The sequence below is a fragment of the Arenibacter nanhaiticus genome, assembly GCF_900141935.1.
GTDB lineage: Bacteria > Bacteroidota > Bacteroidia > Flavobacteriales > Flavobacteriaceae > Arenibacter > Arenibacter nanhaiticus.
Window position 1 is genome coordinate 24914 of record NZ_FQYX01000001.1, and the last position, 12394, is coordinate 37307.

At 42.7% G+C, this 12394-nt stretch carries 9 protein-coding genes; 7 read left to right on the plus strand and 2 right to left on the minus strand.

Going from position 1 to position 12394, the window contains the following annotated elements; all coding sequences use genetic code 11:
- Positions 1-250 precede the first annotated feature (250 nt).
- The 6 genes from BUA16_RS00055 (at position 251) to BUA16_RS00080 (ending at position 8466) form a co-directional block, all read left to right on the plus strand.
- On the plus strand, positions 251-3673 hold the full coding sequence (locus BUA16_RS00055; RefSeq protein WP_072762603.1) for a hypothetical protein: 3423 nt from the start codon (positions 251-253) through the stop codon (positions 3671-3673).
- Positions 3666-4085, plus strand: coding sequence for an rRNA maturation RNase YbeY (gene ybeY / locus BUA16_RS00060; RefSeq protein WP_072762604.1), 420 nt, complete (start codon positions 3666-3668; stop codon positions 4083-4085). Before BUA16_RS00055 ends, ybeY begins: the two co-directional genes overlap by 8 nt.
- Before the next feature lie 5 nt (positions 4086-4090).
- The gene (mnmG, locus tag BUA16_RS00065) at positions 4091-5959 is read left to right on the plus strand and encodes a tRNA uridine-5-carboxymethylaminomethyl(34) synthesis enzyme MnmG (RefSeq protein WP_072762605.1); all 1869 of its coding nucleotides are present in this window, start codon (positions 4091-4093) and stop codon (positions 5957-5959) included.
- A gap of 470 nt (positions 5960-6429) precedes the next feature.
- Positions 6430-6858 (plus strand): hypothetical protein, encoded by a 429-nt coding sequence (locus BUA16_RS00070; RefSeq protein ID WP_143150417.1) that lies wholly within the window; start codon positions 6430-6432, stop codon positions 6856-6858.
- Complete coding sequence (locus tag BUA16_RS00075) at positions 6836-7663, plus strand: class I SAM-dependent methyltransferase (protein ID WP_072762607.1); 828 nt, start codon at positions 6836-6838, stop codon at positions 7661-7663. Before BUA16_RS00070 ends, BUA16_RS00075 begins: the two co-directional genes overlap by 23 nt.
- Before the next feature lie 296 nt (positions 7664-7959).
- A complete protein-coding gene (locus BUA16_RS00080; protein WP_072762824.1) occupies positions 7960-8466 on the plus strand; it encodes an OmpH/Skp family outer membrane protein in 507 nt (168 codons plus the stop codon).
- An 805-nt stretch (positions 8467-9271) separates the two neighbouring features.
- Here the strand turns inward: BUA16_RS00080 and BUA16_RS00090 are convergent.
- The gene (locus BUA16_RS00090; RefSeq protein WP_072762609.1) at positions 9272-9670 is read right to left on the minus strand and encodes a DoxX family protein; all 399 of its coding nucleotides are present in this window, start codon (positions 9668-9670) and stop codon (positions 9272-9274) included.
- A 30-nt stretch (positions 9671-9700) separates the two neighbouring features.
- On the minus strand, positions 9701-10852 hold the full coding sequence (gene holB, locus BUA16_RS00095; RefSeq protein ID WP_072762610.1) for a DNA polymerase III subunit delta': 1152 nt from the start codon (positions 10850-10852) through the stop codon (positions 9701-9703).
- 267 nt (positions 10853-11119) lie between these two features.
- On the opposite strand from holB, the gene BUA16_RS00100 reads away from it, so the two are divergent.
- Complete coding sequence (locus tag BUA16_RS00100; RefSeq protein WP_072762611.1) at positions 11120-12310, plus strand: phosphoglycerate kinase; 1191 nt, start codon at positions 11120-11122, stop codon at positions 12308-12310.
- Positions 12311-12394 lie beyond the last annotated feature (84 nt).

The window sequence follows — 12394 nt, forward strand, 5'->3', positions numbered from 1 at the left end:
ATTTTGAACGCAAAGATAATGCAAGCCCGGTAACTCCCAAAGAGGAACCAAGATATACTCGGTAAAGCACAGTTTTTTAAAAGCGCAATGGGAGGGGGTCGGACTAGGAACAAAATGGATTGATTTTTAGTGGAAGCAGGATTTGGATGTTCGCCTTCGCATCTATCAAGCTTGGAATAGTTGCTTTTTAACAGTATTTTGATGTAAATCTTTTTACTATGCAGTAACTTGGTGTAAAATATTTACCGTTTTGACTACATACGATAACATCCTAATAAAGCTAAATGCCTTTACGGCTAAATACTATACCAAAATATTGGTAAAGGGGGCATTGCTTTTTCTTGCCTTTGGAGTCCTTTTTATGTTGGTGATTTTAGGGGTGGAATATTTCTTGTGGCTGAATTCTACCGGCCGACTTCTTTTGCTGCTTATATTCCTTGGGGTAGAAGGTTTTCTGTTGTTTAAACTGGTACTGACCCCCTTATTCTATTTGTTCAAAATTAAAAGAGGGTTAAGCAATAAGGAAGCCTCCCTACTGATAGGAAAACATTTTCCGGGGGTAGATGATAAGTTGTACAATTTATTGGATCTAGCAGAAAATACCGAACAGTCCGAACTATTATTGGCCAGTATAGAACAACGGGCCAACAATTTGGCGACGATTCCTTTTTCCAAGGCCATTGACATAAAAGATAGCTTGAAATACGCAAAATACCTTTTGGTACCGGTTGTTCTTTTGCTATTAGTGTGGGGATCGGGGGATATTTTTTCCTACTTGGACTCCTATAAGCGGGTGGTCAATTACGACATGGCCTATGCGCCTCCGGCCCCTTTTGAGTTTAAGCTGTTGTCCGATAGTCTTGAAGTCTATGAGACCAAAGAGTATATTTTATCCGTTACAACGGTCGGAAACGTAAAACCAGAGAGTGTGTCCCTGGTGATGGGGAATAGGGAAATGGTGTTACAAAAGGAAAATGATGTTTTTAGATATGTGATGACGCCTCCTTTTGGCACTGTAGATTTTTACTTTAAGGCAAACGGTATAAAATCGCAGGAATACCATTTAAAGGTGTTGAAGGTGCCCGCTATAGAAGACTTTAGGATGGTCTTGCAATATCCAAAGTACTTGGAGAAGCGCAACGACACTTTGTGGAGTACGGGAAATGCGACTTTTCCCGAAGGGACCTTGGTAAGGTGGGGAATCCGTGGGGAAAATACCGAGCGGATTGACTTAAGGACGGCGGATAGTACGGTTGCTTTTAGGAAAAACGGAAAGGTATTTAACTATGGTAAAAGAGTCTATTACGATATGGATTACGAGGTGGTCACCTCCAATGAGAACGTTCGGTATTATGAGTCGCTTGGCTTTCGGTTTTCAGTGCTTAAAGATGCTTTTCCTAGGATAAAAGTAAAGGAAGTGCTCGATTCGTTGCAGCCTAATATCAGGTATTATATAGGGGAATCTACCGATGATCATAAAATTAGCAGCCTTAGCTTGATTTGTTATCCAGATGCTAATAAAAATGCCCAACAACGGTTGGATTTGGGTAGGCCCAATAAGAATTACGAGCAGTTTTATTACACTTTTCCGTCTGGATTAAGCTTAAAAGAGGGCCAATTGTACTCTTTTTATTTTGAAGTTAAAGATAATGATCAGCTGCACGGTGGTAAAACTTCTAAAAGTCAGGTATTTAGTATGAGAATACTGGATAGCAGTCAGTTACAGCATAAGGCCTTGGCGGTACGGCAAAACATCATTGATAAAATGGATCATACCTTGGATAAATTTAAGCGACAGGATGCAGCTTTGAAAGAAATGGGCAAGGAGCAAAAAGAAAAAAGTCAGCTTGGTTTTAATGATAAAAATAAGGTGCGCGATTTTTTGCGGAAACAGGAGGAGCAGGAAATTTTAATGCAAAAGTTTAGCAAAGAGTTAAGTGACAACCTGGAGAAAGCAGGGCGCGATGCTAAGCTGAATAAATTGTTGCAGGAGCGTTTGGAACGTCAAGAAATGGAAGCCCATAAAAATGAAAAACTGTTAGAGGAACTAAAGAAAATTGCCGATAAAATATCAAAGGAAGAACTGACGCAACGTTTGGAAGAATTAGGTAAGAAGCAGAAAAACAGGGAACGGAGTTTGGAGCAACTGCTAGAACTGACCAAACGGTATTATATAAGTGAAAAAGCACTACAGATCTCTAAGGAGTTGGAAAAATTGGCGGAGGAACAAAAGGAACTATCCGAAAAAGACCTATCCGAAAAACGAAGGGAGGAAGGACAAAAGAGATTAAACGAAAAGTTCCATGCCCTTGCCAAGGAAATGGAAGAGCTGAAAAAAGACAACCAAAGGCTACAAAAACCGATGCCCTTGGGATTTGATAAAGATAAGGAAGAAGGGGTTAAGGAGGACATGAAGGATGCTTTGGACGAACTAAAAAAATTAGGGGACAAAGCAGCTGAAGCCTCTTCGGATGCCACCAAAAAATCTGCTGACAAAATCACCAAAAAACAACAATCCGCCGCTCAGAAAATGAAAGAAATGAGCAAGGGCTTACAGGAATCTGCCTCTGGAAGCGGAGGCGAAACCCTAGCCGAGGATGCCGAAATGTTACGACAGATCTTGGACAATCTCATTACCTTTTCCTTTAAGCAAGAACTATTGTATAGCGGTTTGGGAGCCTCGGACAGGGAAAGTAGTTTCTTTATGGGCAAACTAAAGGAGCAACAGGAACTACGGGAACTGTTTGTACATGTAGACGATAGTCTTTTTGCCCTGTCCTTAAGGCAGGCGGAAATCGCTGAATTTGTGAACGAACAAATTACCGAAGTGTATTATAATACCGATAGGGCTTTGGAGCGTATGGCCGAGAATCAACTTTTCGAAGGAGGTTCTTTTCAAAAATACGTGTTGAATGCGGCCAATAGTTTGTCCGATTTCTTGGCGAATATGCTAGATAATATGCAGGACAATCTAAAAGCCGGCTCCGGGAAGGGACAGGGCGCCGGAGATATGCAACTGCCCGATATCATAAAAAGTCAGGAAGAATTAAAAGAAAAGATGTCCCAAATGGGGCAGGGGAGCAACCCAAAACCTGGGGACCATGGCACCGATGGAAAGGGTAAATCGGATAAAGAAGGGGAGTCCGGCGAAAAGGGCAACGGCAATAAGGACGGTAATGGAGGTCAAGACAAGGGTCAGAATGGGGAGAAAGGACAGGCTCCAGGAAGTGCGGGCACCCAGGGAATGGGCGATGAAGAATTGGGGGAATTGTATGAAATTTATAAGGAGCAACAGCGGATTCGGGAAGAATTTGAAAAGCAATTACAGGACCTGATCAAAAATGACGACCGCCAATTAGGGGAGAAAATATTAAAGCAGATGGAAGATTTTCAGAACAATCTTTTAGAAAACGGCCTTACCCCAGAAACGATTAACAAAATGGGGCAATTGAATTACGAATTGCTGAAAATGGAAAACGCGGCCCAGCGCCAAGGGCAAAAGAAGGAGCGGGAAAGCAATACCAGCACCGAAAGCTTTCAAAACCCGCTACTTACCAAACCCTCATTCTTAGAGAATTATCGCCAGGAAATAGAAATTTTAAACAGACAAGCATTACCTTTGCAGCAACATTATCAAAATAGGGTAAAGGAATATTTTAAGACAGATGATTGATTTTCATTACGAGTGCGAGTTTAGTCTCCCAAACGGGGAGCAATATGCGGATTGGCTGACGGAAGTAGTGGCTTCCGAGAACAGTTCTTGCGGGCCCCTGGAGTACATTTTTTGCGATGACGAATACCTCTTGAAAATTAATCAGGAGTATTTAGCTCACGACACCTATACCGATATCATCACCTTTCAGTACAGCGAGGGCAGCAGTATCTCCGGGGATATTTTTATCTCCGTAGAAAGGGTGCGGGAGAACGCAAAGGAATACGGGGTCGATTTTGACCAGGAGTTGTTGAGGGTGATGGCCCACGGGGTGCTGCATCTTTTGGGGTATAAGGACAAAAGCGATCGGGAGGCCGCTTTGATGAGAGAAAAAGAAAACGAAAAAATTAAATTGTTCCACGTGGAACATTAGAAATTATGTTTGATACACAGTACGACGTTATAGTAGTTGGTGGCGGACATGCCGGGGCCGAGGCGGCGGCAGCTGCTGCGAATATGGGTTCTAGCACCTTGTTGGTGACCATGAACCTGCAGAATATAGGACAGATGTCCTGTAACCCGGCCATGGGCGGAATTGCCAAGGGGCAGATCGTTCGAGAGATCGATGCCTTGGGGGGGTACAGCGGTATTATTACCGATAAAAGCGCCATTCAGTTTAAAATGCTGAACAAAAGCAAAGGGCCCGCCATGTGGAGTCCACGTGCCCAAAGCGATAGGATGCGCTTTGCAGAAGAATGGAGAATAGCCTTGGAAAACACGCCTAAGGTGGACTTCTACCAGGACATGGTTTCTGGACTGATTATAGAAAACAATAGGGTAGCAGGGGTTGTTACTTCCCTTGGCCTAAAGATAAGATCTAAGTCGGTTGTCCTTACCAATGGCACCTTCTTAAACGGACTTATCCATATTGGCGATAAGCAGTTTGGTGGGGGCAGGGCCGGAGAAAAGGCAGCGACCGGAATCACGGAACAGCTGACATCCTTAGGGTTCGAAAGCGGTAGAATGAAGACGGGGACACCTCCTAGAGTAGATGGACGCTCGCTGGATTATTCGGTGATGATACCACAGCCTGGAGATGTTGTGCCCGAGAAATTCTCCTATATGGATACCAAGGCCCTGACACATCAGCGCGATTGCCATATGTCTCATACCTCTGCCCTGGTGCACGATTTGTTGCGCGAAGGTTTTGATAGGTCGCCTATGTTTAACGGACGAATCAAGAGTCTGGGCCCTAGATACTGTCCCTCTATCGAAGATAAGATCAACCGTTTTGCTGACAAGGACAGCCATCAGCTTTTTGTAGAGCCAGAGGGGTGGGATACCGTGGAGGTTTATGTAAATGGCTTCTCTACTTCCTTGCCCGAGGATGTACAGTTTAAAGCATTGAGGTCTGTTCGTGGATTCGAAAATGTCAAGTTCTTTAGGCCCGGTTACGCCATAGAATACGACTACTTTCCGCCAACGCAATTGAAGCACACCCTGGAGACCAAATCTATAGAGAACCTGTTTTTTGCGGGACAGATTAATGGTACTACTGGATATGAAGAGGCCGCTTCCCAAGGGTTGATGGCAGGTATAAATGCCCACTTAAAGGTACAGGAAAAAGATCCTTTTGTACTTCAGAGAGACGAGGCCTATATCGGGGTTTTGATAGACGATCTTATTACAAAAGGTACCGAAGAGCCGTACAGAATGTTTACTTCTAGGGCAGAATACCGTACCCTTTTGCGTCAGGATAATGCCGATTTAAGATTGACGCCAAAGAGTTTTGAGATCGGATTGGCCACCAAAGAACGCTTGGAGAGAATGGAGGAGAAGGAGGCAAAGTCCGAATCTTTCGTGAATTTCTTTAGGGAAACGAGTTTTAAACCGGACGAAATAAATCCGATTTTAGAGAGTGTGGAGTCTGCCACAGTGAAGCAACCGGACAAATTGTTCAAGGTTTTTTCGAGGCCTAGGGTAACCATGGAGCACATGATGCAGTTAGATTCTGTGTCCTCTTTCGTGACCGAAAACGAACTGAACAGAGAGGTGATGGAGCAGGCAGAAATCCAGGTAAAATACTCAGGATATATCGCCAAGGAAAAGAACAATGCCGACAAGCTTCAGCGCTTGGAGAATATTAAGATCCCGGAGGATTTTGATTACACCAAACTAAAGTCGCTTTCGTACGAAGCACGCGAAAAACTGCAGAGCATACGCCCGGTGAGCATTTCGCAGGCGTCTAGGATAAGCGGAGTATCTCCTAGTGATATCAGTGTTTTGTTGGTCTTTATGGGCCGTTAACAAGGAAGGGGCCGCAAGGCTTTTTACAATGTTCCACGTGGAACATTGTGAGCACAACATACGGTGTTCGGTGTTTTATAAAACCCGATAAAGCCACTTTAATAAGAAGGGTATTTGCTTTTGTAAAGAAGTAAATACCCTTTTTTACGGCTTAATTTTTGTGGTTGTATTCGCCTTGGGAGCGGTGTAAAAAAGGAGGGAGTGGCGGTCTTTTTTAAACGGGAATTCCGCACTAAGGGTATGGGCAGTTTTAATCTAGAACCATGAATGGTGCATGACCGAAAACTGGTGGCCTGCAAGAAGTAAGACATGCAAATTACATATGACGGTTAAATAAATATCTGCAACTATGAAAAGAATACTGCTGGTTTTATGGATGGGGGTGTTTGTGCCTTTCTTGTATTCCTTTGCGGATTGCTCCGAGCATAGAAGACTATAAAATTAGTCAAGGGAAGAAATTTAAACGGGGCTTGCCCAAGCGGCAGTTGTTTTTGTTCCAAGATCCAAAAGAGGCGAATGCCTTTTATAAATATGTCGATACCAAGTTTCGCCTAGAGGGCGAAAACGTCATGGACGATGTTCCTTTTACCATTGCTCAAAATCAATATTTCTTTTCCTTTTACGAAATTCAGATTCCGACCAAGCATATAAATTTATTTCCGTTGCTGTTCGATCATTTCTTTAATGCCGCCCTAAAAATTCAAGAGGGAGTGGAAAGGGACCCGGAAGAAATGGGAAAGGAAAATTATTATATCGGGATAGAAGTCTACAGCGATTTTGAAGAAGATTGCCTCCGTGAAAATTCCCTTTCAAGAACTGTCGTTTTAAAGTATCTTCGTAATCTGAAGAACGAATATTTAGTCACGCATCAGTACCATGAAGTTTTATTTAAGCAGTGAAGATTATACCCTAACGAGGGAGCAGTTTCAATTAATGCACGATCTGGAAAGGGATATGCTGGTGACCGAACCCCAACCAGAAAACCTGGCCAAGTATTACGAGAGCCAGGATTATATTTCCCATACCGATGCCAAGGACAATTGGTTCGAAAAAATGTACCAGGCCGTCAAAGGGTACAACCTAGATCGGAAGCTTGCCCTCATTACTTCCTATGCGGGCGAAAAGAAATCGCTCTTGGATGTGGGGGCGGGGACAGGCGATTTTTTGGCCTTGGCAAAAAAGCACGGTTGGGAGACAGACGGGGTAGAGCCTAGCGATCTGGCAAAGGCGAAAGCCGCAGAAAAAGGATTGACACTCTATAGCGACCTAAAGGCCCTTCCCGAAAAAAAATACGAACTCATCACCCTTTGGCATGTGTTGGAGCATTTGCCCAATTTGGAAGAACAGATTCAAGAATTGGTCGGACTCCTTTCCCAGACCGGTACCTTGGTCATCGCCGTGCCCAATTTTAAATCCTTTGATGCGGCCCACTACAAAAAATTTTGGGCAGCCTATGATGTGCCCAGACACCTTTGGCATTTTTCCAGACACAGCATACGGCACCTTTTTTCTACACAAGGAATGGAAGTGGTAAAAACCAAGCCCATGATATTCGACGCCTTTTATGTTTCCTTGCTTTCGGAAAAATACAAGTCGGGAAAACAAAACCCCATCAAGGCATTTTTGATCGGACTCTGGTCCAATCTGTCCGCTATGCGCACCAAGGAGTATTCTTCCCTTATATACGTCCTAAAAAGGAGCTAAAACGCATTTTAAGCCCTTTTGCGCGATTTTCTTTCGATAAGGGATATGGGAATATTAAAAATTAAAGATACTGCTTAAAACACATGTTTTAAAAGGCCGATTTTCATACCCAAGGCTTATGGAACTATATGGTTGCCATAGGTTTTTGTTATAATAGCTCTCAGCGCTTTTTTGAGGGGGTAGCCTCCTTTTGGAATGCGAAACCAAAAATTTAAAAGGATGAAGGATTGCCAATAATTTTTCCGGTTATTAAAAAACCTTTTCTATTTTTGGTAAAATTTATAAATAAAGTTAAAATGAAAAAAATAGTTTTGGTAATGGCCCTAATCGGTTTCGCATCGTGCCAACAAGAAAAAATAGGTTTTGTAGATAATGTGAAGTTGATGGAATCCTATAAGGAGAAGTTGGATATCGAAGCCAGGTTTAAAACGAAGTCCGAAGCTTTTGGAAAAAAGAGAGATAGTATCTCTCAGGCCTTTCAGTTAGAGGCGCAGGATTTTCAGGGGAGAGCAGAAAAAATGTCTCAGGCCAAAGCACAGGAAGAATACGGAAAGTTGCAACAACGCAGTCAAATGATAGGGCAGCAGTTGCAGCAAGAAGAGCAGCAGTTACAAATGCAGGGCCAGATAGAAATGGATAGTTTGGTGAGCAATGTAAAAAGAGAAATCAAGGCCTTCGGAAAAGCAAACGGATACTCGTTTATTTTGAGCGGTGGCGAAGGTGGCAGTGTATTGTACGGAACGGAGGCCAATGATGTAACCGATGCGGTAGTGAAAATCTTAAACGAAAATTACAAGAAGTAAAACGTACTTTTTTTAGATACTAAAGTCCCGATAACCTGGTTGTCGGGACTTTTTTTTGCGGTGACAGCTGCTGTAAATTGTACGGTTATTTTTTAAGGAGCATTGTCTTTTTGGGCGTTCCCCTATCGGGTCGCGCTTTCCGCTCTATCTTTTTCTGCCGGCCCAGCCGTCCAAAAAAGGATGCCGCTGCAATCGCTAACGCGAAAATTAGTTATGGAGTTATCTTGTTATAAAGTTATCTAGGAATAGTATTAACCGAAACACAAGCTTAGATAATCCGATTGAAGTTATAGAATAAGAATATTAAAAATATAGGTAACAGTTATCCTCTGTATAAATACTTCGGGCCTCCTTCGCTTATCTTTCCATTGGCAGCCGGAGTCATTCCCGCTTGATTTCCGCCTTAGGGACCGCGGCGGCATCCCCGCAGCAGCGCAAGGGATATAGCCAAGGGCCCGGCCCGCTAGGGAAACGCCCAAAGCTTTTGCAATAACCAATGGAAAAATCTCTTCTTTAATCAGTAGACCGATGCTGTTATACATACAATTCTATAGAGCAAATTAACCGGTGATTGTGCCGTAGTATCTTTGGCCTTGTTACAAAGGGAAAGGCCTTTGAAGCTCGCCGTTTTAAAAAAATATACGCATAAAAAAACAGGCTTTATAAAACTACCCTTTTTGGGAATTCAACAAAGCCTGTTTAAAGCTTGTAATAAGGCCTAGAGGAATCTCTATAGCGTTAGGAGGTATATAGTCCTAGGGATCTAAAAATAAACAGGCCTAGTGACCTGCAAAATGTTATTGTATTAGGAGTTCAATAAGAACACTAAAAATATGGCGGGGATAAAATAAACAGCAATGGTTTTGGCGCCTTCATAATCCTTGGCCAAGCGCTGCCCGAACAATAACATCAATAGGGTGAGGCAAGAAATGACCGCCCCTGAAAAAGCCATACTTTTTTCGCCCTGAATGGCGATCTGGAAAAATCCTATGATACAGAGTACACCGGCAAATATTTCGGTAACCAATATAATGGCCAATAATAAGGGGACTATGTCTTTGACCGGGGTCTGTGAAAAATGCCCTTTTAGCCAAGATACATTGCCCCTCCAATCCAAGGTTTTATCAATGGCACTTTGGGCAAAAGTGATAAATAGGAAAAGTAATAAAAGTAATTCCGTAGCGTAGTTGTACAAATATTCCATAAGCTTCAATTAATTTGTTATAGGGTTATATTACACTGCTTTTTTATGTAAGAGACGGGTGAGTTTAATGGAGAGGTCCATTAAAATGATCTTGGAATTCCCGTTGCGCTCAATATGGTACATGGCATCTTCCAATTCCTGAACGATCGGCAGAATATTATTGCCGTGCACAAAGGGGGCGAATTTCTCGATCTGAAAGCCTTCTACATGTATTTGCATATAGGCGAGTGATTCCGTATTGTAATTGATCAATAGGGCTTGGCGCATTACCGAGAGGCAGTAGCTCAAGAATTTCTTTTGGGTTTCCCTACCTGTTTTGGCTACCACTTCGCTCCAGGCAATAAGGTCGTGTATGGCCGCTTTGTTGCCCTTGGCCTTAAAGGCACTTCGCACCCATTGCACAAACCACTTTTCGAATACCTTGTCCTCGGATTCGTTGTTCATAAAATCGAGGGCCTTGTTAAAGTTGCCATTGGCTTCATGGGCAACCCCCAAGGCATCTTGTCTGCTCATCCCTTTTTCGGTCAAGGCTCGGGCAATGTCTTCCTCGGCCAAGGGAGGGAAGTGCAATACCTGGCAGCGCGACCGGATGGTCTGCAAAATCTGTTCCTCCTCTTCGGTAATTAGGATAAAGATGGTTTTGTGGGGAGGCTCTTCTATTAATTTTAATAGCTTGTTGGCCGCACTGACGTTCATTTTATCGGCCATCCAAATAATCATCACCTTATAGCCCCCTTCATAGGATTTTAAGGTCAATTTTTTTACGATGTCGTGGGCCTCATCTACCCCTATCATGCCTTGTTTATTCTCTATTCCTATCAGTTTATACCAATCGAAAAGGTTTCCGTAGGGTTGCTCCCGAACAAACTGTCGCCATTCTTCTAAAAACAGGTCGCTTACGGGGTGACTCTTTACTTTGTCGGAATTGGCAACCGGAAAAACAAAATGCAGGTCGGGATGCGACAGGGCATTGATCTTTACATTGCAGGCTTGGTTGCCAGTATCGTTTTCGCCCCCCGTATTGCCACAGAGAATGTATTGCGCATAACTGATGGCCAATGCCAGGGTGCCGCAACCTTCGGGACCAACAAAAAGTTGGGCATGTGGAATACGGCCGGCATCGGTACTGGAAATCAAATGATTTTTAATATGGGAAAGCCCTAAAATATCCTTAAATAGCATGCCTCAAATATAGCGGTTTTAATAATTATGAAATGAGCAAGACCAAAAAATTGTCGCAACCATGGATTCAACTATGGGAATTACATGCTTGTACTGAGCGCCGCCGAAGTATGACCGTTAAAAAACAATAAACACCCGCATATGAAAAGCAATTTCTTATTTTAGAAGGAAGGTTTACCATAGGAATGTCTAAATAATTGACAAAGTGGCTTTACACCCATCTCATAAATCTTTACATTTGCGTTTCTCTAAAAATCAATATTATATATGAAAACCATCAACGATTTTAATTTTAAAGGTAAGAAGGCATTAATCCGAGTAGATTTCAATGTTCCTTTGGATGCAGATTTTAATGTAACGGACGATAATAGGATTGAAGCTGCCAAGCCTACTATAATTAAAGTATTAGAAGATGGCGGTAGTGCCGTACTTATGAGCCACTTGGGCAGACCAAAAGGTCAGGCAAATGCGGATATGTCCTTAAAACACCTTTGCAATAAGGTATCTGAAGTACTAGGCGTTGAAGTAAAATTCGTAGCTGCATGTGTCGGTGCAGAAGCCGAAAAAGCGGTTGCGGAATTGAAAACCGGGGAAGTACTGTTGTTAGAAAACCTACGGTTCCACGCCGAGGAAGAAAAAGGAGATAAAGCTTTTGCCGAAGAATTGTCAAAATTAGGCGATATTTATGTAAACGATGCCTTTGGAACAGCGCACAGGGCTCATGCTTCTACAACCATCATTGCCCAGTTTTTTGAAGATAAAAAGTGTTTTGGATTCTTGTTGGCCAAAGAAATAGAAGCGATCGAAAAAATTATGCGTACTGGCGAAAAACCGGTGACGGCTATTTTAGGAGGTTCTAAGGTATCTTCAAAAATTACCATTATAGAAAACATATTGGACAAGGTAGACCACCTGATCATCGGTGGGGGAATGACCTATACTTTTATCAAGGCACAAGGAGGAAAAGTAGGAAACTCTATTTGTGAGGACGATAAAATGGAGCTTGCTTTAGATATCCTAAAACAGGCGGAAGCAAAAGGTGTACAGGTACATATTCCTGTAGACGTAATCGCTGCGGACGATTTTAACAACAATGCCAAGACGCAGGTAGTAGATGTAATGGCTATTCCCGATGGTTGGGAAGGTTTGGATGCCGGTCCTAAAACATTGGAAATATTCAAGGAAGTAATCCTAAAATCCAAAACCATTTTATGGAACGGACCAGTAGGTGTTTTTGAAATGGAAAGCTTTGCCAAAGGTACCATTGCTATCGGTGACTATATTGTAGAGGCAACGGAAAACGGTGCTTTCTCATTAGTCGGTGGGGGAGACTCTGTCGCGGCAGTAAAACAATTCGGATTCGAAGACAAGGTGAGCTATGTATCTACCGGTGGTGGTGCTATGTTAGAGAGCCTTGAGGGGAAAGTTCTTCCTGGTATTGCTGCAATTTTAGATTAATTACAGCCTTTTTTAGGGGTGAGTTCATAGGATAGCCAAAAATCGCTGCGCTTTTTTAAAATATATTTTATAATTTGAAAAAAG